General features: G+C 59.0%; 18 protein-coding genes and 1 pseudogene. 10 read left to right on the top strand and 9 right to left on the bottom strand.

Features of this window, described 5'->3' with window-relative positions; all coding sequences use genetic code 11:
• Positions 1–112: 112 nt before the first annotated feature.
• Positions 113–1,459 (top strand): DEAD/DEAH box helicase, encoded by a 1,347-nt coding sequence (locus GIW48_RS06480; protein WP_236460362.1) that lies wholly within the window; start codon positions 113–115, stop codon positions 1,457–1,459.
• Positions 1,460–1,573: 114 nt separating this feature from the next.
• On the opposite strand, the gene GIW48_RS06475 is transcribed toward GIW48_RS06480, so the two are convergent.
• Entirely contained in the window at positions 1,574–1,849 is a 276-nt protein-coding gene (locus tag GIW48_RS06475; RefSeq protein WP_017134853.1) for a hypothetical protein, read from the bottom strand.
• 155 nt (positions 1,850–2,004) lie between these two features.
• Between GIW48_RS06475 and GIW48_RS06470 the strand changes: the two genes are divergently transcribed.
• Positions 2,005–2,394: a transcriptional regulator gene (locus GIW48_RS06470; RefSeq protein ID WP_186617167.1), complete on the top strand. Its 390-nt coding sequence runs from the start codon at positions 2,005–2,007 to the stop codon at positions 2,392–2,394.
• A gap of 114 nt (positions 2,395–2,508) precedes the next feature.
• On the opposite strand, the gene GIW48_RS06465 is transcribed toward GIW48_RS06470, so the two are convergent.
• The 3 genes from GIW48_RS06465 to GIW48_RS06455 form a co-directional block, all read right to left on the bottom strand.
• On the bottom strand, positions 2,509–3,375 hold the full coding sequence (locus tag GIW48_RS06465) for a DUF6279 family lipoprotein (protein WP_236460364.1): 867 nt from the start codon (positions 3,373–3,375) through the stop codon (positions 2,509–2,511).
• 66 nt (positions 3,376–3,441) lie between these two features.
• Entirely contained in the window at positions 3,442–4,164 is a 723-nt protein-coding gene (locus GIW48_RS06460; protein WP_186617163.1) for a TorF family putative porin, read from the bottom strand.
• Positions 4,165–4,371: 207 nt separating this feature from the next.
• Positions 4,372–4,551 carry a hypothetical protein gene (locus tag GIW48_RS06455; RefSeq protein ID WP_003193095.1) on the bottom strand — a complete coding sequence of 60 codons (180 nt, stop codon included), beginning with the start codon at positions 4,549–4,551 and terminating at the stop codon, positions 4,372–4,374.
• A gap of 324 nt (positions 4,552–4,875) precedes the next feature.
• Between GIW48_RS06455 and GIW48_RS06450 the strand changes: the two genes are divergently transcribed.
• From GIW48_RS06450 to GIW48_RS06440, 3 genes are all read left to right on the top strand, one after another.
• Positions 4,876–5,712 carry a CvfB family protein gene (locus GIW48_RS06450; RefSeq protein ID WP_017134857.1) on the top strand — a complete coding sequence of 279 codons (837 nt, stop codon included), beginning with the start codon at positions 4,876–4,878 and terminating at the stop codon, positions 5,710–5,712.
• Between the two features lie 52 nt (positions 5,713–5,764).
• Positions 5,765–6,163, top strand: a complete 399-nt coding sequence (locus GIW48_RS06445) for a DUF2177 family protein (RefSeq protein ID WP_017134858.1) — start codon at positions 5,765–5,767, stop codon at positions 6,161–6,163.
• Positions 6,164–6,361: 198 nt separating this feature from the next.
• Complete coding sequence (locus GIW48_RS06440; RefSeq protein WP_236460367.1) at positions 6,362–7,804, top strand: NCS1 family nucleobase:cation symporter-1; 1,443 nt, start codon at positions 6,362–6,364, stop codon at positions 7,802–7,804.
• Here the strand turns inward: GIW48_RS06440 and GIW48_RS06435 are convergent.
• Positions 7,716–8,915, bottom strand: coding sequence for an MFS transporter (locus GIW48_RS06435; protein WP_236460368.1), 1,200 nt, complete (start codon positions 8,913–8,915; stop codon positions 7,716–7,718). The two genes, GIW48_RS06440 and GIW48_RS06435, sit on opposite strands and share 89 nt — an antisense overlap.
• A gap of 104 nt (positions 8,916–9,019) precedes the next feature.
• Here GIW48_RS06435 and ptrR point away from each other — a divergent pair, with 104 nt between their 5' ends.
• Positions 9,020–9,913, top strand: a complete 894-nt coding sequence (ptrR, locus tag GIW48_RS06430; RefSeq protein WP_017134861.1) for a putrescine utilization regulator PtrR — start codon at positions 9,020–9,022, stop codon at positions 9,911–9,913.
• 142 nt (positions 9,914–10,055) lie between these two features.
• Positions 10,056–10,178 (top strand): PA1414 family protein, encoded by a 123-nt coding sequence (locus GIW48_RS29685; RefSeq protein ID WP_017134862.1) that lies wholly within the window; start codon positions 10,056–10,058, stop codon positions 10,176–10,178.
• A 196-nt stretch (positions 10,179–10,374) separates the two neighbouring features.
• Here GIW48_RS29685 and GIW48_RS06425 read toward each other — a convergent pair whose 3' ends face one another.
• The 4 genes and pseudogenes from GIW48_RS06425 to speB form a co-directional block, all read right to left on the bottom strand.
• Complete coding sequence (locus GIW48_RS06425) at positions 10,375–11,757, bottom strand: sodium:solute symporter (protein ID WP_017134863.1); 1,383 nt, start codon at positions 11,755–11,757, stop codon at positions 10,375–10,377.
• Positions 11,758–11,993: 236 nt separating this feature from the next.
• Positions 11,994–13,442 (bottom strand): annotated as a pseudogene (locus GIW48_RS06420) (purine-cytosine permease family protein); the annotation flags it as partial.
• A 21-nt stretch (positions 13,443–13,463) separates the two neighbouring features.
• Entirely contained in the window at positions 13,464–13,883 is a 420-nt protein-coding gene (locus GIW48_RS06415; protein ID WP_170039182.1) for a YybH family protein, read from the bottom strand.
• The gene (gene speB, locus GIW48_RS06410) at positions 13,883–14,833 is read right to left on the bottom strand and encodes an agmatinase (protein ID WP_017134866.1); all 951 of its coding nucleotides are present in this window, start codon (positions 14,831–14,833) and stop codon (positions 13,883–13,885) included. Before speB ends, GIW48_RS06415 begins: the two co-directional genes overlap by 1 nt.
• 229 nt (positions 14,834–15,062) lie before the next feature.
• On the opposite strand from speB, the gene GIW48_RS06405 reads away from it, so the two are divergent.
• The 3 genes from GIW48_RS06405 to GIW48_RS06395 all read left to right on the top strand — a co-directional run bounded on the left by GIW48_RS06405 (position 15,063) and on the right by GIW48_RS06395 (position 22,618).
• Positions 15,063–15,956 carry a LysR family transcriptional regulator gene (locus tag GIW48_RS06405; protein WP_017134867.1) on the top strand — a complete coding sequence of 298 codons (894 nt, stop codon included), beginning with the start codon at positions 15,063–15,065 and terminating at the stop codon, positions 15,954–15,956.
• A 6-nt stretch (positions 15,957–15,962) separates the two neighbouring features.
• A complete protein-coding gene (locus GIW48_RS06400; RefSeq protein ID WP_170039178.1) occupies positions 15,963–16,562 on the top strand; it encodes a tRNA-uridine aminocarboxypropyltransferase in 600 nt (199 codons plus the stop codon).
• Between the two features lie 62 nt (positions 16,563–16,624).
• Positions 16,625–22,618, top strand: a complete 5,994-nt coding sequence (locus GIW48_RS06395) for an NEL-type E3 ubiquitin ligase domain-containing protein (protein WP_236472907.1) — start codon at positions 16,625–16,627, stop codon at positions 22,616–22,618.
• Positions 22,619–22,723 lie beyond the last annotated feature (105 nt).

Genomic DNA, 22,723 nt, shown 5'->3' with positions numbered 1-22,723 from the left:
TGCTGACAAAAAAGCAGCTGATTAGCCTCGTTCGCGTAAAGAAACTCGGTTTGAGCGCCCGAAACCGTTACCCTATGCAGCTGATATTTTGTATTTCTTCGAGGTAGCACCCGTGTTTTCCCAATTCGCCCTGCACGAACGCCTGCTCAAAGCCGTGGCCGAGCTTAAATTTGTCGAGCCTACGCCTGTGCAAGCAGCGGCCATCCCGCTCGCGCTCCAAGGGCGTGACCTGCGGGTGACGGCACAAACCGGCAGCGGTAAAACCGCCGCTTTCGTCCTGCCGGTGCTGAACCGCCTGATTGGCCCGGCCAAAGTCCGCGTGAGCATCAAGACCCTGATCCTGTTGCCGACCCGCGAGCTGGCCCAGCAGACCTTGAAAGAAGTGGAGCGCTTTTCGCAGTTCACCTTCATCAAGTCCGGCATCATCACCGGCGGTGAAGACTTCAAGGTCCAGGCCGCCATGCTGCGCAAGGTGCCCGACATCCTGATCGGCACCCCAGGCCGGATGATCGAGCAACTCAACGCCGGTAACCTCGACCTCAAGGAAGTCGAAGTGCTGGTGCTCGACGAAGCCGACCGCATGCTCGACATGGGCTTTGCCGATGACGTGCAGCGTCTTGTTGCCGAGTGCGTCAATCGCCAGCAGACCATGCTGTTCTCCGCCACCACCGGCGGTTCGACCTTGCGCGATATGGTTGCCAAGGTGCTGAACAACCCTGAGCACTTGCAGGTCAACAACGTCAGCGACCTGAACGCGACCACGCGTCAGCAGATCGTGATGGCCGACCACAACGTACACAAAGAACAGATCCTGAACTGGCTGCTGGCCAACGAGACCTATCAGAAGGCCATCGTCTTCACCAACACCCGTGCAGCAGCCGACCGCATCTACGGTCGTCTGGTGGCTCAGGAATACAAGGCGTTCGTGCTGCACGGCGAGAAAGACCAGAAGGATCGCAAACTGGCCATCGACCGCCTCAAGGCTGGCGGCGTGAAGATCCTGGTCGCCACCGACGTTGCCGCCCGCGGCCTGGACGTGGATGGCCTGGACATGGTCATCAACTTCGACATGCCGCGCAGCGGCGACGAATACGTGCACCGTATTGGTCGTACCGGGCGCGCCGGCAATGATGGTCTGGCGATCTCGCTGATCTGCCACGGCGACTGGAACCTGATGTCGAGTATCGAACGCTACCTCAAGCAGTCGTTCGAGCGCCGCACCCTCAAGGAAGTCAAAGGCACCTACACCGGGCCGAAGAAGGTCAAGGCGTCGGGCAAAGCCGTCGGCGTGAAGAAGAAAAAGACCGACGCCAAGGGTGACAAGAAGAAAACCGGCGCCAAGTCGCCAACCAAGCGCAAGATTGCCAACCGGCCGAAGACCGACAACCTGTCGCTCGTCAGCAAGGACGGCATGGCGCCGCTCAAGCGCCGCAAGCCAGAAGCGCCAGCTGCCGAATAAGGCCGCTGATATAAAAAAACCGGACGCTGTCCGGTTTTTTTATGCCCTCAGTTGATCGTTCCTACGCTCTGCGTGGGAATGCCGCCAGGGGCGCTCCGCGTCCCGTTGTGGTGGTTAATTTTTTGCTTTGGCGGCCGCCTCGTCCAGCTCCTTGAGGCGCTGGTCGATCAGTTGGCACTTGTCCGGCAGATCCGCGCTGGCAGTCTCCAGGTTCATGTGTTGCAACTCATCGTTGATTTCCTTGGCCTTGGCCGGGTTTTGCTGGGTCAGTTTGGTCACTTCCCTGGCCAGTTGTTCGCGTTTGGCCGTGGCCTCTTCCGGCGTGCAGGCCCAGGCGGGCAGGGCGCTCAGCAGGGCGGCGGCGATGGCCAGGTTCATCAGGGTTTTCATGGTCGGACCTCCTTGGCAGTGGTGTTCAGTTGAGGGCGCGAACGTCTGGAAAGTTCAGAGAAATGACGCTCGTCTATTGGGATGAACGGCCAGTGTCAGGTCATGTCACTACCTATGACGGGCCACTTTTTAATCTGCCCGCGGGAGTAATCAGGATGACGACTTACAACTGGGATCTGATCGAACGTCTACTGCATGAAGTGCAGAACGGCGAAGGCAGCTTTGCGCCGCGCAAATACGCCGAGCAGGAAGCCGCCGAGAAGGCCACGGCGGGCGAATCCACCGGTAACCTGGACGTGTTGAAAAAGACCGCCGCCGATTACGAAGCGCTGTTGTTCAAACGCGGTTTCATTGAATCGCGCCCGGAAGAAGAGGGCGGCAATGGTGAGAACTTCATCCTCACGGCGCTGGGCGCGCAGTTGCTGGCCCTGATCGACAGCTCAATTCCGGGCAACGACCACCCGCGCCAGGTGCTGGACGAGCAGGCCGACGCGCTGGACCCGGCGACGTTCGCCGAGGTGGCTTCCAAGGCGCAGATTGCCTGAAAGAGCACACCCCAAATCAAAATGTGGGAGCGGGCTTGCTCGCGAATACAGTGTGTCAGTCAATAGATTCATCGACTGATTCACCGCATTCGCGAGCAAGCCCGCTTCCACATTTTAAATCGACGCGGCCTTGAGGCATTTGAGGGCCTGGAAGTCACTGCGAACCTTGCGGATTTTTTGTGTGAGTGTCTGGCGCTGCTGCGCCGTGCTTTCGGCCATCAGGTCGATGATCAGGCCGCGGGCAGCGGCTTCGGTCTGTGCATAGGCGGTGCGGTATTGCGGGGTCCACAGGCTCTCGCGATCCACCAGCAGCTGTTGGATTTTCTGTGGGAAGTCAGCGCTGTGACGCTGCTGCAAGGCGTCGATAAATTGCGCCTGCCAATGGGCGCGATTACCGATCCATTCCTGATTCTGTTCACCCAGCGCGATTGACCACGCCGTCACTCGGTTCTGCTGGCTGGGACTCAAAGGCCCCATCCACGCATCCAGGCGTTTGCTCATGCGCTCGGCGCGCTCCTTGATCTGCTGAGCCAGTGGCGGTTTGAGGTATTCGTCCTGGCGCTTGCGCAGGTCTTTGGCCAGCGCATCTCCCATGTCTTTGACTTGTTGATCATCCAGGCCCTGCAGCAACTGGATGGCTGACGGGGTGATCTCACGGGCCACTTCAGCGATCGCCTGCTTGGCTTCGCTGGTGCGCGCTTGCAGCGCGGCGTCGGTGATCTGGTTGTTGTCGACCATTTGTTGCAGGCGATCAAGCCAGTCCAGGTAGCCCGGCAGTTGAGTGGTGCAGTGCCAGGCCAGATGTTCCTTGAGGGTGTCATTGAACCAGCTCTTTTGCCCGGCGTTCATGTCCAGGTAGTCGTTGAGCGTCCAGGGGATGATCACATCAAGGTTGCGGTAGGCCAGGCCCACGCGATTGCAGCCGGCGAGCACCAGGCTCAACGTCAGTAATACCACCAGTAATTTGATCCGACGCAGCATGGGCGTGTCCTTGCGCAGGGAGGGTTCATGCATGTGAACCTGTGCGAGGCGCGACAGTTCAGCCCATCAATAAAACGACCGCGCGGCCTTCAAGGTCAACAGGCCGTCGCATTGCGAATTGTGTCCGGAGTAGGCCGAGCAGTCTCCACCGCTGAGGCTGGAGCCGCTATAGATCAGGTCCAGGTCAACGCCTTTCCATGCGCGGGAGAACTGCACTGACCAGTCGCTGAAGCTGCTGATGGTGCCGCCTTCCACCGCAGTTGGAGTGCCGAGCTGGTGAGTGGTGTACTTCATGCTGACGCCGATGCCGAAGGGCTGTGTACCGCCGAGGTCGGCAAACAGCGTGCTGTCCTGGCGATCCGGATCGTTGCTGAACGACACGCCGAAGCGATTGCCCAGCAGGTTCAAGCCGCCGTAGAACTCCTGGCTGTCGAGCGGGCTGAGCTTGGGGTAGCTGTAGTGGATCATACCGACTTCGTAGCCGAGGGTCTGGTCGAAGGGGCGCTTGAAGCCCATGTAGGAGTCGACTTCAAGGTTGTTGGCCGAGGACAGGCCCATATTGGGCGAAAACTGGCCGAAATACAGGCCGCTGTCGTGGCTCAGGTCCAGGCCGCCGTGGAAGGAATCGCTGCCCGGCGAGGTGGGCTTGACCAAACCCTGGGCCATGCTGCGGCTGGGCGTGGTGCCTAATTTGAGGTCGAAGTCACCCAGTTCACGCTGAAAAATCTGCGCGTATGCGAGGGGGCTTGCTGTAAGGGCTGCGATGAGAAACAAGCAGGGCTTGAGCATGCTTCACTCCATGAAAAGCGAGGAGCAGTAATGAAAAAATCGGACAGATGCCCGTGCTAGACGGGTGCAAGCATACCGGCGAATGCTTCGCGGTGAGCCCCGTTCGTCGATTAGCACATCAAGATAAGTAGCAGGAGGGTGTTTCAGACTCTAGTCCTGGCGCCTTGGAAGGCAAGACGCTTAGGAGCTAGATGCGACGCGCGGGTATTACTTTTTGCCCAGGCTGATCTGCTTGGACGGGCCGAAAGTCTGGCCGCTCACGCCCTTGGCAATTTGCTGGATTTCGCCGCCGGACTTGAGGAAAGCAGCAATTTGGCTGTTGATCGATTCGCTGGTTTCAACGGCGGGAGCTGGCTTTGCTTTGCTGTTGGATGCTTTTACGCGCATGGCGGCCACTAACCTGTAGAAAATTAACTTGGCCAGGCATCGTACAGGAAATACTTGACAATTGCTTGGCAAATATCCTCTGGGAATAACCAAAGCCGTTGTAATCGGCCAAAATTTGACCTTGAAATAAGCCCCTAACTTACTGTTTTAACTCGAAACCACAGGGTTTATTCGGCTGCTGCCCGCGGGTAAAATTCGATCGATTGATCAGACGAGCGGGGCGGTGCCATTACGAGGCCACGCCAGCCCGCGATTTTTCAGGCGCACGCGCGTGGCGGGCGCAACTCGGGTAGAATGCCGCCCACGTAACGAAGGTATCTGGAAATGGCTTTAGTCGGGCGCTACAACAGCTTGCAAGTGGTTAAACACACTAACTTTGGTTTGTACCTGGATGGTGCGCAAGATGGCGAAATCCTCTTGCCTAATCGGTATATCCCCAAAGATATTCCCAGTGAAGATGAAGACTGGCTTAACGTTTTCATTTATCTGGACAGCGATGACAAACTTATCGCGACGACTGAAAAGCCGAAAGTTCAAGTCGGCGAATTCGCCAGTTTGAAAGTCGTCGAAGTCAACAGCATCGGCGTATTCCTCGACTGGGGTTTGCCAAAAGACCTGTTGCTGCCGTATTCGGAAGAAAAACGCCAGCTGACCGCAGGTGAATACTGCGTGGTGCACGTCTACCTCGACAAGCACACCAAACGCATCACCGCCACCGCGCGACTTGACCGCTACCTGGATAAGACACCTGCCAACTACCAGGTGGGCCAGGAAGTCGACCTGCTGGTGGCCGAAGCCACCGACATGGGTTTCAAGGCGATCATCAACAACAAGCACTGGGGCCTGATCCACAAGAACGAAGTGTTCAAGTTCCTGCGCCCGGGCAAGGAAGAGAAAGGCTTCATTAAAGAGATTCGCGCCGATGGCAACATCAGCCTGAGCCTGCAACCGGTTGGCCAGGAAGCGGCCTCGAGCCTGAACTCGAAGATCCTCGCCAAGTTGCGTGAAAACAACGGCACCCTGCCGGTCAGCGACAAGAGCGACCCGGCGGTGATCAGCAATTTGTTCGGTGTCAGCAAAGGCAACTTCAAGAAAGCCATTGGTGCGCTCTACAAGCAGGGCCAGATTGTGATTCACGCCGATCGCATTGAACTAAGCTGATCGCGTTTTGCTCTTCTGTAGGTGCCGCTCGGCGCCTATGGAGGCTGCAACCATGACCCGCAAAATACGCTTCGCTTACCTCGGCACTTTACTCGCGTTTCTGGTGCTCGACGGCCTCTGGCTCGGCGTTTTCATGGGCCAGACCTACAGATCCCTGCTCGGCTCGCTGATGCTTGATCAGCCTCGCTTGCTGCCTGCTGTGCTGTTTTATCTGCTGTATGCCCTCGGTTGTGTGGTGTTCGTGGTTTTGCCCAGCGGCAGCTGGCAACGTGCAGCAGGCCTTGGCGCTCTGCTCGGCCTGGTGGCCTACGGCACGTATGACCTGAGCAACTGGGCCACATTGCAAGGTTGGTCAGCCGGACTGGCACTGATGGACATGGCCTGGGGCACCTTCCTGACGGCCGTCTGTTGCAGTGTCGGCTATTTGTGTGCACATCGGGTGCGGCATTGATTGTGTACAGGATTGACGTGCACCGTTGCTGAGCATAACCCCCGCCAACAACCCTTCATAAATCTCTTTGGAACACCGTTTCAGAGGGATTGTGTGCCATTGGCACATATTCTGCTGAATACCTCGTATACAAACCAGGCCGCCTCCCGTATGCACACCGTTACGGCAGCGCAGGCCGGTATTTCGAGGAGCCAAGCGATGACCGAACAATTGCCCAAAGGCTACAGCCCGCGCCTGTACAACCAGGACCTCGGGCCGCTGCCGCAGAAATGGACCTGGTACAACATTTTCGCCTTCTGGATGAGCGACGTGCACAGCGTCGGCGGCTACGTGTTCGCCGCCAGCCTGTTTGCCCTCGGGTTGGCCAGTTGGCAGGTGTTGATCGCCTTGCTCACCGGCATTTGCATCGTGCAGTTGATTGCCAACCTGGTGGCCAAGCCGAGCCAGCAAGCGGCGGTGCCATACCCGGTCATCTGCCGGCTGGCATTTGGCGTGTTTGGGGCGAATATTCCGGCGGTGATTCGCGGTTTGATCGCCGTGGCCTGGTACGGTATCCAGACGTACTTGGCGTCGAGTGCCTTGATTATCGTAGTGCTGCGCTTTTTCCCGCAGATGGCGGTGTATGCAGAGCCGCATTTTGCGGGCCTGTCCTACCTGGGCTGGTTTGGTTTCCTCAGCTTATGGACGCTGCAGGCAGCCGTATTCTGGGCTGGCATGGAATCCATCCGCCGCTTTATCGACTGGGCGGGGCCGGTGGTCTATGCGGTGATGTTTGCCCTGGCCGGCTGGATCGTGTGGAGGGCAGGTTGGGCGAATATCAGTTTCACCCTGGCGGAAAAATCCCTGTCAGGCTGGCAGGCATTTGGCCAAGTGATTGTGGCGACGGCGCTGGTGGTGTCGTACTTCTCCGGGCCTACGCTCAATTTCGGTGATTTCAGCCGCTACTGCCGCAGCATGCACGACGTGCGACGCGGCAATTTCTGGGGGTTGCCGGTTAACTTTCTGGCGTTCTCGCTGGTGACTGTCGTCATCGTTTCGGGCACTTTGCCGGTGTTTGGCGAAATGTTGCATGACCCAATCGCTACGGTTTCGCGCATCGACAACAGCATGGCCGTGCTGCTCGGCGCCTTTGCCTTCGTGACCGCCACCATCGGCATCAACATTGTCGCCAACTTCGTGTCACCCGCGTTTGATTTCGCCAACGTCGCGCCGAGCAAGATCAGTTGGCGCGCAGGTGGCATGATCGCGGCTGTGGCCTCAATCTTTATCACGCCGTGGAACCTGTTCAACAACCCGCTGATGATCCACTACACCCTGGACATTCTCGCTGCGTTTATCGGCCCGCTGTTCGGGATTTTGATTGTGGATTTTTACCTGATCAAAAAGCAGAAAATCGACGTGGATGCCCTGTTCGACGACAGCCCCAACGGCCGTTATTACTACGACGGCGGCGTGAACTGGACCGCCGTCAAAGCCTTGGTGCCTGCGACGCTGGTGGGCGTCGCTATCACCTTCACGCCCGCGTTGCAGGGCATGGCCAACTTTGCCTGGTTTACCGGGTGCTTCCTGGGAGGGCTGTTTTTCCTGGTGCTGGCGCGGCGCGAGCAGGTTCGTGCGCCGACGTCGCTGGTTGCCGGTTGACCAACACCGCGCCCGCCACCACCAAGCCACAGCCGGCGATCACCAGCGCCGGTTGCAGGCCGCCGCTTAAGTGGCTGCTCACCGAGGCCAGCAACGGGCCGCACAATTGGCCAATGGCAAAGCTGGCGGTGAGCAACCCGGTGCTGCGCTGGTAGCCGTGGGGCGCCACCTCGCGCAAACGCGCCATCACCAGTTGCATGCATGCCAGGAACGGCGCACCACACAGCAACACACCCAGCGCCAGGCCCCAGCCATTGCCCAGCAGGCAGGCGAATACCCCGGCCGCTTGCAGCCACAAGGTCGTCATCAACCAGCGGCGGGTGGTATCCGGGTCCTTGCGACGCAGGCTCGCCACCACCACACCCAGCGCCGCCGCCAGGCCAAAGCACGGCCAGAACAGGTCGGCTTGCCAGGCGCCTTTGAACTGCGCGTTGGCCATCTGCGATAAGAAGGTTGCGGGGATGATGTAGCCCAGGCCATACAAGAAGTAGATCCAGCACAGGTGCGCGATGCTGGCGTTGCTGCCCGCGCTAGTGGCATGGGTCACCGTCACGGTCGGTTTCGGTAAAAAGGGCAGGATGGCCAGCAACATCACCAATGCCACCACGCCATAGACCAGCCACAAGGTCGCAGAGTCTTCGCCCAGTAGATTGGAGCCCAGTGCCAGCAATCCTGTCAGCAGAATCCCCAGGCCAGGCCCGGCAAACACCAATGCTCCCAAACGCGGACGCTCGGCGGCTATTGCCAGCGGCTGGCTCAAACTGGTGATCATTACCAGCGCCCAGGCGCTCGCCACGCCGGTACCAAAGCGCAGCAGCAAATGCGGCCAGAAGCCATGCGCCCAGTACGACCCCAGGGTCAGCAGCACGCACAGCCACAGCCCGCCATACAAACGCGCTTTTATGTGGTGATGGCTGCGGGCGAAGATCGAGTCCACCGCGCCGACGAAATAGCCCAGGTAGTTGGCGGCGGCAATCAGGCCCGCGCCCGTCAGGTCAATCTGCCCCTCGCTGAGCAAATGCGGCATCTGCGGGGTGAGGGCGAAGCGGCCAATGCCCATGGCCATCATCAGGGCGATAAAGCTGGCGGTTAAGCGAATCAGCGGTGACATGTGCAGGTTTCCTACGGGGAAGCGAATGACCTGTAGGCTAAAGCGGATTGACTTTCTGTAAAAATGAATAATAGTGAGTAACTTGTTCAGTTTTGGAGAAAGGTATGGAGTTCAGTCAATTGCGCATCTTCCAGGCCGTGGCGGAAGAGGGCTCCATCACCCGCGCGGCTGAGCGCCTGCATCGCGTGCCCTCGAATCTGTCGACACGGCTCAAGCAAATGGAGGAGCAACTGGGCGTCGAGTTGTTCGTGCGCGAACGCCAGCGCTTGCAGCTTTCTCCCGCAGGCAAAGTGTTGCTGGACTACAGCACTCGACTGCTGGCGCTGCATGATGAAGCCCACGGCGCGGTGCAAGGAGGGCAGCCGGCGGGCGATTTTGTATTGGGCAGCATGTACAGCACGGCCGCAGTGCATTTGCCCAAACTGTTGGCGCGCTATCACAAGGCGTATCCGATGGTGAACCTCCAGGTGCAATCGGCGCCCAGCGGCGAGTTGCTAGAGGGCTTGATCACCGGGCGTCTGGACGCGGCCTTTGTGGATGGCCCGATAACGATCGCGACGCTGGACGGCGTGCCGCTGTGCGAAGAGCGCCTGGTGATCATTTGCGAGGCGGATCACCCGCCCGTGCGTGGCCCCCAGGACGTCGCCGGCCGCTCGGTGTTCACCTTCCGACGCAGTTGCGCCTACCGTGCGCGCCTGGAAACCTGGTTTTCCCACGAGCGTGTGGCCATGGGCCGCGCCATCGAGATTGAGTCTTACCAAGGCATGCTCGCCTGCGTGATCGCCGGTTCCGGCGTGGCGTTGATGTCCGAATCAATGCTCGACAGCCTGCCAGGCAAGGACAGTGTGTCCGTTCATCCGTTGACCGGGCCTTTTGCCACTGCTACTACCTGGTTAATGTGGCGCAAGGGCATGCTCGGCGCTAACCTCAATGCATGGATCGATCTGCAACAAGAGGGCAAGGCCGATTTCCTGCAAGACGCGCGCGCGATTGCTTGAACGATCCGTCAGGATTCAGATCAATCCTGTAATAGTTCGTTGTGGTTTCGTTCAAGCATTACGTAAGACTTAGAGCTACTATCACTGTAGGAAAAGGCGACAGAACTCCCGCCTAGCCGCATTACCCTCAAAGGGGGCAACCATGAAAGAGAAAATTCAAAACTGGCTCCACGACCTCGGCGTTGCGCTGGGCCTGATTGAACCGCCACTGCAGCCGATACCGATTCGCACGGATGACGAGCAGCGTCGTCCGCGTCGCCGCTAAGCTCAGTTAGCAACAGGTTTTAGAATGTGGGAGCGGGCTTGCCCGCGATAGCGGTGTATCAGTCGATTTAAAGTTGACTGACACACAGTTATCGCGGGCAAGCCCGCTCCCACAGTCGTTTTGTGCAAGGCAAAAAAACGGGCGCGACATCCGACGTCGCGCCCGCTGAAGAAACCGCTTTAAATCCTGTTACCTGTCAAATGGCCCTGGCCACCGAAGCCTCTGGCCGACGTGACAACAAGCTCACCAATACAAAACTCACCAGCCCAACCGCCAGGCTGTAGTAGATCGGCGTATTCGCGTCCAAGCCGTCTTTGAACATAAACACCAGCGCCGTCACAAAGCCCAATGTCATGGATGCAATGGCGCCGGAGGTGGTGGCGCGCTTCCAGAAAATTGCGCCCATCAGCGGGATCAGCATGCCGCCCACCAGCAGGTTGTAGGCCAGGGTCAGGGCGCTGATCACGTCGTTGACCACCAGCGCGATACCCAGCACGGCGATACCGGTCAGCATCGTAAACAGACGGTTGATGCTCAGGCTCGACTGCTTGCCGCCACGCAGGCGTGGCAGCAGGTCTTCGGTCAGTACGGTGGAAGCGGCGAGCAGGCCGGCGCTGGCGGTGGACATCATCGCGGCCAGTGCGGCGGCGATCACCAGGCCACGGATGCCGTCTGGCAGCGAGGCTTTGACGATGGCGGCGAAGGCGTTGTTGACGTTGTCCAGGTTCGGCAGCAGCACATGCGCGGCCATGCCGATCAGGGCACAGGCCAGGCCGTAGAGGATGCAGTAGAAACCGGCGAACGTGCCTGCGTACTGGGCGACTTTTTCGTCACGGGCGGTGAACACGCGTTGCCAGATGTCCTGGCCGATCAGGATGCCGAAGAAGTAGATCATGAAGTAGGTGATGATCGTGTCCCAGCCGATTTCGGTGAAGCTGAAATTCGACGCCGGCAGCTTGGCCACCAGTTGATCCCAGCCGCCGACGCGGTACAGGCAGATCGGCAGCAGAATAAACATCAGGCCGACGGTCTTGATCACGAACTGCACGATATCGGTAAGGGTCAGCGACCACATGCCGCCGATGGTCGAATACACCACCACCACGCCACCGCCGAGCAGCACCGACACCCAGAACGGCAGGCCGAACAGCACTTGCAGCACGGTGCCGATGGCCAGGATCGAGGTCACGCCGATCATCAGCGCGTAGGCCAGCATGATCACCGCACTCGCTTGGCGGGCCATCGGGTTGTAACGTTTTTCCAGCACCTGGGTGACGGTGAAGATCTTCAACTTGAGCAGCGGCTTGGCCAGGAACAGGTTCAGCGCAATGATCCCTGCGCCCAGTGCGGCGCACAGCCAGAAGCCGGAAATGCCGTGCACATAACCCAGACGCACGGTGCCGACGGTGGATGCGCCGCCCAATACCGTGGCGGCCATGGTACCCATGTACAGCGACGGGCCCAGGTTACGACCGGCCACCAGGTAGTCTTCGTGGGTCTTGGCACGGCGCATGCCGTAATAGCCGAGCACGAGCATGCCGGCGGCGTAGATGAGTACGACGAATAAATCCAAAGCCATGACGGCGGTTCTCCGTTTATTTTTTTAGGCTATTGAGAGGTTTTCTGCAGGAAGGGAGCCTGCTCTGGCGAGGGCGCTTGCTGTGGTGAGGGAGCTTGCTGTGGCGAGGGAGCTTGCTCCCGTTCGACAGCGAAGCTGGAGCCGGCTTTTTTAGGGCCGCTCCGCACCCCATCGGGAGCAAGCACCCCAGCGGGAGCAAGCACCCCAGCGGGAGCAAGCTCCCTCGCCACTACGGCCGGGCCATAGACTTCGGCCGGCTCCGGGAACACACGAAGCAAGGTCAGGTACACCACCGACGCCAGCCCCAGCGTCACCGGCAGGCTGATATCGATGCCATCGGCCAGGTTGCCCAGCGGCCCGACAAACTGCCCCGGCAGGTTGACGAAGCACAGGCCCACCAGTGCGCTCGGGACCCAGGCGCCCAGGCCGCGCCAGTTCCAGCCGTGGCTGAACCAGTAGCGCCCGCCGGTCTCACCGCGAGTGAACACCTGCAAGTCATCCGGGCAGTAGAAGCCGCGGCGCACGATCAGGCCGATGATCATCATCACCATCCACGGCGTGGTGCAGGTGATGATCAGCACGGCGAAGGTCGACACGCTCTGCACCAGGTTGGCGGCGAAACGTCCGATAAAGATGAAGGCAATCGACATCACCCCGATCAGCAACGTGGCCTTGACCCGCGACAGCAAGCGCGGGAACACGCTGGACATGTCCAGCCCGGTGCCATACAGCGAGGTGGTGCCGGTGGACATGCCGCCGATCACCGCGATCAGGCACACCGGCAGGAAGAACCAGCTCGGTGATACGGCCAGCAAACCGCCGACATAGTTGTTGGCCGCGATATAGTCCGGCGCCTTGATCGCCACGATGGTCGCGGTGGCGAGGCCGAACAGGAACGGAATCAAGGTGGCGATCTGCGCCAGCACGACCGCTAGCATGATGCGCATTTTCGGCGTCTCACGCGGGATGTAGCGCGACCAGTCACCCAGGAACGCGCCGAAGGAAATCGGGTTGCTCATGGCCACCAGCGCCGAGCCTATAAAGGCAGCCCAAAAACCAGCCTGGCCCATGGCGACGGTGCCGGCGAAGTGGCTGTCGAACGCTGGTGCGAACGCGAAGATGCCCAGCAGAAACAGCAGGCTCGCCGCCCACACCGCAATGCGGTTGACCCACAGCATGAAGCGAAAGCCGTAGATGCACACGGTCAGTACCAGCAGGGCAAACAGGCCGTAAGCCAAGCCCAGCGTCAGGTCGGTTTCCGGCAGGCCAATCAGGCGTTTCGCACCACCGACCAGCGCATCACCCGAACTCCACACCGACAGTGAGAAGAAGGCAATCGCCGTCAGCAGCGACAGAAACGAGCCGACAATCCGCCCATGCACACCAAAGTGCGCGCCGGAAGACACGGCGTTGTTGGTGCCATTGATCGGCCCGAACAAGCCCATGGGCGCCAGGATCAGCGCGCCCACCAACACGCCCAGCACAATCGCCCAGACCCCAGCCTGGAACGACAAACCGAACAGCACCGGAAACGAGCCCAGCACGGCGGTGGCAAAGGTGTTGGCACCGCCGAAGATCAGGCGAAACAGATCCTTGGGCCTGGCGGTACGTTCGTGGTCCGGGATCTGTTCGACCCCGTTGGTTTCTATTCTGCGAATACTGTTTTCGTTGTTTTTATTATTCATGATCAGCTCCGATCACATTGGCTAAGGGGGCGGCAGCCCTTCCGGCATAGCGGACAAATGTTCGTGACAGGCCAGCCACAGGCCTTGTTGTTTTAGGTGAGACGCTTGCCGTTTGAAGACAATGGTCTCGCGCTCCTGGCTAAAAAATTGCTCCCCGTTCATGCGCAGCTCGGTGGCCACGTCATGAATAAAAATCGCCGCGTCACCCTGCAGGCTGACCACCGCATTGCTTGAGCTGCAGGACAGCACTTCAAACCCCTCGTCCGCGCGCCAGCTGTCCCACAACGCCTGGTAGGCATCGCGACTGAGCAGAGGCTGGGGCAGGGTGTAAAACACGAAGCTGGCATCGGCCGTGAACGCGCCAAAGTAAGCCTCGCGGTCATTAGCGGCGAAGGCCGCCACCAGGTCGGCGGCGGCTTTCAGCACCTCTTGGGCGCTCATCAGCGGTGCGCCACGCCGGGCAGTACGCAGAGCATCTCGTACAGCAGGTTGGCGCCGAGCAGCGAGGTGTTGCCGGTGGTGTCGTAAGGCGGCGAAACTTCTACCAGATCACAACCAACCAGGTCGAGGCCCTGGCAACCACGGATGATCTCGATCGCCTGAATAGTGGTCAGCCCGCCGATTTCCGGTGTGCCGGTGCCGGGCGCCCAGGCGGGGTCGATGCCGTCGATATCAAAGCTCAGGTACACCGGGCCGCCACCGACTTTTTCGCGCACTTCGGCCATCAAGGGGGCGAGGGAGTGGTGCCAGCATTCTTCGGCCTGGACCACGCGAAACCCCTGTTTGCGGCTCCAGTTGAAGTCTTCGGCCGTGTAGCCCTGGGCACGCAGGCCGATTTGTACAACACGATCGCAATCGAGCAGGCCTTCTTCCACGGCGCGGCGGAAGGTGGTGCCGTGGGCGATTTTCTCGCCGAACATATGGTCGTTGACGTCAGCGTGGGCATCGATGTGCACCAGCCCGACCTTGCCGTGCTTTTTGTGGATAGCACGCAGGATCGGCAGGGTGATGGTGTGGTCACCGCCCAATGTCATCGGGATCACGTCGTGCTCAAGGATCTCGTCGTAGGCTTCTTCGATGATGCGTACGGCGTCGAGCAGGTTGAAGGTGTTGATCGCCACATCGCCAATGTCCGCAACCGACAGCGAGTCGAACGGTGCGGCGCCGGTGGCCATGTTGTAAGGGCGGATCATCACTGATTCAGCGCGGATTTCACGCGGCCCGAAGCGGGTGCCGGCGCGCAGCGACGTGCCGATATCCAGAGGCACGCCGATAAAGGCAGCATCCAGGCCTTTGGCCGTTTGCAGGTGGGGAAGTCGCATCATGGTGGCGATGCCGGCGAAGCGCGGCATTTCGTTGCCGCCCAGTGGTTGGTGGAAAATCTTGTCCACGGGAGTGCCTCATCGTTGTTTTGTTTATTAGGGGCCGATTCTGCGAAAAGCCCGTGGCGGGAAGAATCGGCAGAGGCAAATACTTAGTTCAGATTTTTCTAAACTAATGCTTGAGTTAAACTCGGCCCAAATGTGGGAGCTGGCTTGCCTGCGATGGCGGCGTTGAATTCACTGTTGCGATCGCAGGCAAGCCAGCCCCCACAGGATTTTTGTGTTCCGCGGAGAACAAATGGCCAACGCCTTGCCCGACCTGAAACTCCTGCGCATCTTCGTCAGCGTCGTGCGCCACCAGGGTTTTGCCAATGCCCAGCACGAACTCAACCTGTCGACGTCGGCCATCAGCACCTACATGAGCCAACTCGAATCGGCCTTGGGCCTGGTGCTGTGCCATCGCGGCCGGGGCGGATTCAGCCTGACCAGCAAAGGCGAGCTGTTCCATCAGGAAACCTTGCGTCTCTTAGGTGAACTCGAAGGCTTCGAGCAATACGCCGCCGCCCTCAAAGGCGAGCTGCGCGGCACCCTCAAGCTGGGCGTGCTGGACTCCACCGTCAGCGACAAGGCCTTGCCGTTCGCCGAAGTGATCGGCGCCTACAGCCTCGAACACCCGGCCGTGCATCTGCATCTGTCGGTGATGAGCCCTTACGAGCTGCAACTGGGCGTGCAGGACAATCGCCTGGACCTGGCCATCGGCGCGTTCTCCAACCGCATGAGCGGGCTGATCTACATGCCGCTGTATCGCGAACAGCACTGGCTGTATTGCAGCACGCGCCACCCGCTGTTCAACGAGCGGCGTATCCCCGAACAAGTGATCACCCAGCAACGCATGGTCGGCCGTGGCTATTGGAGCCAGGCCGAACTGGCGCGGCATGGTTTCAAACACAGCGCGGCCACCGTGGAAAGTATGGAAGCCCAGTTGATCCTGGTGCTGTCCGGCGCCTATATCGGCTACCTGCCCGAGCACTACGCCCAAGCCTGGGCCGACAAGGGTGACTTGCGCGTTTTGTTGCCGGCAACCTTCGGCTACCAGGCGCCGTTTTCCATGATCATGCGCCGTGGCCGCAGTCGCGAACCGCTGATCCAGACTTTCCGCGATCTGCTCAAAGCGCAGCTCAACCAGGCCTGATAAACCATGTCCAGACCCCAATGCCCTCGCTGCCTCAGGCCCGTTACCCACTGTCTGTGCGCGCTGATCCCCAGCCTCGACAGCCGCACACGCATCTTGCTGTTGCAGCACCCGAGTGAGGTCAATCACGCGCTCAATACTGCGCGCTTGGCGGCACTGGGCTTGAACAATGCGCAGTTGGTGGTGGGCGAGGTGTTTGATGACCTGGCCATGCTGTTGAGCCCGCCGGGTTATCAGGCACGCCTGCTGTTCCCGGCGGACGATGCTGAGCCGTTGCAAACCTATACGCCGAGCGATCAACCGCTGTTGCTGGTGGTGCCCGATGGCACTTGGCGCAAGGCGCGCAAGCTGCTGCACCTCAACCCGTTGTTGGCGGCTTTGCCGCGCGTGGCCCTGGCGAGCGAGCGCGTGTCGCGTTATCGGTTACGCAAGGCACCCGGCCCGGGCGCTTTGTCGACGGTGGAAGCAATCGTGCAAGCGTTGCAGGTACTCGAAGCCCCGGCTTCATTTGACGCGTTGCTCAAGCCTTTCGATGCGTTGATCGAAGGCCAGATTGCCGCCATGGGCGAGGCGGTCTACCAGCGTAATCACGTAGAGGCTACATAGCTACCGCCTGGCGTAAGCGCCGCTGATTAGGCTCGTCATTTATCACACCCTTTGAGGGAAAAATGACAGAGCCTGAAGAGACACTCCCACTTCGACCCATGGATACGTTGTCTGCGTATATCCAGGAACAACAAGCCCAAGGGCCGTTGATGACTGGCGCAGAGTGGTCCATAACACGCGTCTTGTTACCTTTGCGCAAGACACTTGAGCGCTTTTTCGGCGGCCTTGATGAGCAAGAGCAGCAAGACTACATACGTTTGCAAAAGGCCTACGTCAGCGCACAAACCACATTCGAAGCGGCTATCAAGCAACTCGGCGCGGACCTTGAAACCACCTTGTTGGCGAGCCTGACTGCAAGGCTGAAAGCACTGGCCGGCAAAGAGGTTGATCCCAAGGTTGCGCGTATCCATACCCGCTATGTGAAACCGGCTGATACATCGACGCCAAACAACCCAACCCTGCGAGTTCCACGCGCGATAGATGACCGCGTGGACAGCGAGGGCCTGTCCAGCGTCACCCTGTGGGAGGCCGCCTGCATGAACTACAGCGGTTTGTCGGGGTGGGGCTTTCCGGGGCATGTCAGCCTGAAGGAGGCCAGCTATCTGGATTCGAATGTCGGAATCAGCGCGGCGGATTTCATCGAGCTGGTGCGCGAACTCAATCTTGGCACCCAATTGCGCACGCGCCTGGACAGCGCGCTGCAGAGCTCCACGCTATTGGGCGCGCAGGTGTTGGCGCTGGCAACTGCAGAACTTGAATTCGCGTTGATAGAGGCCTTGAGGACCACCGACCGGAGCCGGGTTGACCGGGAAAAATACCACGCTGTGGTGGGTGCGTTGTCAGGCGAGTCGCCTTGGGATGTCACTCAAGAAGTGAAACTGTTCATTCCCTATGGCCCGAACAATATCAATGGGACCGAACGCTATGGCCTGCTTGGCGTATACACGGACCTGCCAAGAGGTGACTACCTGAGCATTCCTTATGTGATTTTCTCGGTCAAAGGATGCAAAGGCGCGTTCAGCTATTTCCCCGACCGGCCTGGCGGTGCCCTCAAGCACTACGACAAGTTTTCGGAGGCTGCCAATGAATTTTATGTCGGCTTCAAGGCGTTTCATGCGCGAAAGGAAATGGGGTGGTTGTATCAGTCCATGTCGCTGTCAGACTACGCGCGCTTGAACGCCAGGCCGGCGAAAGAAAGCAGGCCGGAGGAGCTCAATGCATTTGCGCAGTTCTTATACCGGTTGTGCGGGCGTGCAAGCAGGCTTACCCAGGTCAACCACATCGGCTACAAGCGCGATAGCGTTTACAACGCGCCGACAGTCAGCCTCTATCGTTTTTACATCGAGCGTTGCCGAGCCAACCTCAAGGTATTGGCGCATGAAACGCCGGGCGCCATGGCCACCTTGCTTGAGTTTTCCCAGACGCTGTTCGGTGAAATCATCAACCTGCTGTTGATCCCGGTGCCAGGGCCTTTGAAAGGCCTTGGGCGGTTGAGAGCGTTCGCCCTGTTCACTTCAATAGGGCTGACATTTTTCCAGGCGCTGCAAGAGGATAGCCGCGCAAACTTGGTGCAATTGGCGATAGATATCGCTGACTTGCTCAGCAGCAGGTTTTTGCACCGACGTTTGGCCCCGACGGTCAGGCGCCGGCATCAAGCGTTGTATAGCCGGCTGGCCCAGCAAAGCAGACTGATGACGACCACTGAGCGCAAGAGTCAGACAGGCGGCCAACTGGTTGAAAAAATGATGGGCGCCACCGACGTACCCACACAAACGTTAGAGCGGATCGTCAGCCTCAGTAATAGCTCGCGAGCCGACCTGGACCAGGTATGGGATGGAGCACCGCCCTCGGCATCGCTGGTTGAGGCGGTGAATCGGTTTAACGTCGACAAGCTGATCGACTGGGCTGCCAAGGGGGCCGACGCTAACCTTCCCGAGGCGGTCGGTGCCGTTGAGATTCTCGCTCCGCTACTCACCCAGCATAAGGATTGGCCGAAAAGCACATCCTTGAGCATTCAAAACCCGCAAGGCGTGGAAGTACGGCGCTATAGCAAACGTGCGGATCACAAGACCACGGCAGTGGTCACGGTCACCGTGTTGGAAAGCGGACTGTTCGCTTATTCAACGCCACGCCGGATCAGCGCTCATTTGCCCCAGGCTATTGTCGATTTGCTACCCGACGTTTTTTTATCGCGCAGGTCGACGTTGGTCGAGCAACTTGCCGATAAAGCCGACGCGTTGCGCATTGATCTGTTTGAGGCACTCACGGTGTATGCCGATACCAGTCGATCCGCGGCCACGGGCGCACCAGCATCAGTGCTTCGATTACTGCCTGACAGCGTTGCCAGCGCTACCCCGCCGCACCCCGTGATTGAGCAGTTACATACCTTGCACCCCGGATTGAGCCGGGCACGGTTGCTGGAAGTGCTGCGCCGAAATCCGTTGTCGGAACATCAGCAGGCACAACTCCTGCAATCGCAACTGCAACCCGAAGCGCTTTACACCGCGCTGCGCTCTGCCCGTCAGGTGGCACGCGCAGAAACCATGGTTGACGGCGTACTCCATCCTCGGCGCTTCAGTCAGAAAATTCAGAACTGGGCTACGGAGTTTGCCGTCCAAGCACTGCGCGACCTGACCGGCCAGGTACTCGTCATCAGCCCTGAAGCGCAAGCGATACCTTATGTTTCGCGGGGACCGCTGGACAAAACCATCGTCGTGATCGATCACGGGCGCGGACAGTTCTCGTTGTTTGACATTCAATCCCCCAAACCAAGGTCGACCGAAACCGATGATTTATATCAAACGGTCGTGAGCCAAATCTCTGAAACCGACCTGTTACGGTTGGGGTGGGACGAGCAGGGCGCTGCCTCTCAGTTCCGGCACACAGTCGCCCAGGCCTTGCTCAATAACCGTACGGCCGATGGCAGGTTTTATCCGGCACGCCGTGAGATCGGGCAATACGCCAGCGTTGTCGAGACGTCAAATATGGTGCCCGAGCCTGACGCGCTCGGCCTTTACAGCCCGGGCAACGATCGCTTCGTGTTTATCGAGGGAAATTATTTCAAAGTCATCCAGGGGCAAGGGTTGGTCCCCTGGCGTATTCAACACCCATTGCTGGAGCAGGCCTATGCACCCGTGCTGACCCACAATGGCGCGGGCGCCTGGCGCCACGAATGGGAGAACCCGCTGACCTGGGACGGGCAGAAGCCGTTTTATCGCCTGGGGCCATCGTTTCGTGCGTTGACGCCGGATGCCATTGTGCAGATCCAGCAGATAAGTGGAGTGACGCCGGACATCCTGCGCCGGATGCACGCACGTAATGAACGGCCTCCCGCTATCTTGAGAGAGACCGTCGAGCGCTTCACGATTCATCAGCGGCTCAAGACGCACCTGGAAGGTATGGAGACGCTTGAGGGCACCGCGTTGGGGCGCGATTTCCTTGATGAGCTGCTGGGAGAGATTGGGCCGGCCAATGCCGATGCACTGGTCGGGCGCGCCGGAGTCAGCAGGGCGGACCAGGTGTCCGTGCTGGAGGCCAAGGTTATGACCAATAAACCCAGGATGGAGCGGCTTTTTTTCAAGGCGTTGTGTCATAAAAGCGCGCAGTCGTCCGACCCTCTGGCGCAAGTGCTGCAGCGCGATTTTCCCGGTTTGACTGCGGTCATTGCCCAAGACTTGGTGAGTCAGTCCACGCCTGCTGAGCGAAGTAGTCTGGAGGCCGGTCGCGTGCCGTTGACGCTTACGCCACTCGTGCGTTGGTGGTTGCATTCTCTGCGCAAGGCGCGCGCCTTGGAGGGGGTACATATGCCTATCACCGGTGATGAAGACAGCGCGAAATTAATCCTGCGGACACTGTCGGACATCAATGGATGGCCAAAGAACCTGCGGGTCGAGGTGTGGGAAAGAGGGCGTCTGATTGACAGCATCGGCGCCACTGACTCGCCGCATAAGCGTGTGCTGGAGGTGCAGGACGGTCAGTACCAGGCGTACACGGTGCAAATCAACGGCGGGCGCCAACCGATAGGCGGCTACGGTGAGTTTCTGGTGGTTTTGTTAAATGCACTGCCGACGGCGGAGCGCCAGGCCTTGGGCTACACCCATGTGACGGGTGTTGAAGAACTGACACAGGAAATTGCGCGGCGACTGGAAACCCAGCCAGCGCTCGGCGACTCTCGGTTCAATATTGAAAAGCTGCTCGGTATGGAGCCACGCCCCTGGTTTAACCCGCCGCAACGGCTCAGTGATGGGCGTATTGGTTATCCGCTGAGCGGCGATGGCGGTTCAGGTGGCGTAGCGGCTGCGCAGGTGGCGCAGTGGCGCAAGTTGTTTCCGACCAAGACCGATGCAGAGGCGAGTGAGAGAGTCCTCAACCTGGGGGAATCCTTCGCGGAGCGACAGTCCGCCATCAATCAACTTTTTTCTGAACAGGAGGCCTTGAATGCCAGCCTGGAGCGATGGTGCTTGCTGGGCGATAGTGTGAACTTGAGCGCACACCTTCAAGCCTCTGAACGTATTCGACGTTGCTGGAGCCGACAGGAGTCCGTACGTGGTATGCCCTATGAGCTTTACCTCGACGACCTTGCCCTGAATGACCTGCCTGAGACGACTGCGAGCTTTTCCCACGTCGATCTGCTGAGCTTGAGGAACAATCAGTTGCAAACACTGCCGACAGAGTTCCTCCGGTGCTTTGGGTTTCTGCGCAGTCTCTCTGTTGATGGCAACCTGTTGGATCATCTGCCTCAAGGGTTGTCAGAGCTGCGGTATTTGCAGCAACTGAATTTGTCGAACAATCGTATTCGGCCCAATTTGCAGGATGTTCTGGGTCTGAAAGAGTTGACACGCCTGACCTGGCTGGACCTGTCCTATAACCCTCTGGGGCAAGGCAGCCGGCTGAACCTGTATCGTCTGAAGGCGTTGGAAGTCCTCAACCTCAAGAATACACACATCCATCAGTTGCCCCGGGGCGCGGTGACTCTGCGACGTCTGAGTACCTTCGATCTGCGCGACAATCAGCTTCATGTACTGACCGAAATGGATCTGGGCCTGAACCTCAATGTCCATCGTGCAATGGATTTGCAGGGCAACGAGTTGGCTGCGAGCACATTGGAGGTGATCCGCCAATACCAACAAAGACCGGGTTACCAGAATGTTCATTTCGGCGTGTCGGACGCTCCACTCACGGTGTTGTCTTCCGTTGACCCCTGGTTGATATCGATTCCCGCCGGCGAGACAGCGCAACGTCGAGCGCTTTGGTCTTTGATCGATGCGAATCGTAATTCCCAGAACTTTCGCGTGCTGCTAGGGGTTTTTGCCGCCTATCCGCCATTTTTAGCTGCCAAGTATCGAGCATTGCGCGAGGACATCAGCCGCAGAGTCTGGCAATTGATTGACTGCGCCACCCATGACACACACATTGAACGGGTTTTGTTTGAGCAGCCCTTGGAGTACATCCGGGCCCAGGCTGATGGCTGGCTGCTGTGCCTGAATGATCTGGAGCTTGCAGTGTTGCCGTTGCAGATGCTGGCACCAGGCAGTCAAGCCGTGGCAGCAGACTTTTTGAATTATTACCGAGGATCTAATCGGATCGCGTCCATCAAGCAGCGAGCCACTTTAGACTATCCAGCCCATTCAGGCGTTGAACACAGCATGTTCTTGCTGGGTTGTCGGCTCGCCCTGGCGCAGGATCTGAATCTACCCCTGCCGCTCACGATGCGTTTTTCTACACCCGTCGTGGAAATTGATCCGCAGGTGTTGAATGAATATCGCCTGGGCATTATTCGTGATGAGGCTCGAATAAATTGGCCGGATTTACTCAAGGATAAAGAATATTGGGTGACGTTTCTGGAGCTCAAATACCCTTTAATGTTTGAGGCGGCGCGAAGCCCGTACGATGAGCGGTATCAGCAGGCTTTGGAGCAGGTCAAAATCGGGGATTTGAGCGAAAATGCTTACCTTATCAAGGGGGGCGAGATTGCTGTGGCAATGCTCTCAGCCAAGAATGACCTCGTTCTGCAGTTGACGGCGCAGGAATGGGCGGCATTTGTCGGCAGCGACTGACTGCGCTTATATCTGTATTGAATAAGCACCACACTTTGCGTGATATGGCCCGCCGGCCTTTCCCGGTATGATGTTCGCCCCCGCAGTCTGGATTGCGAATACGCC

It is taken from the genome of Pseudomonas sp. PA-6-3C (assembly GCF_021605825.1).
GTDB classification, from domain to species: Bacteria; Pseudomonadota; Gammaproteobacteria; order Pseudomonadales; family Pseudomonadaceae; genus Aquipseudomonas; species Aquipseudomonas edaphica.
The sequence above is the reverse complement of the archived record's forward strand: the minus strand, read 5'-3'. Positions and strand labels throughout refer to the sequence as shown.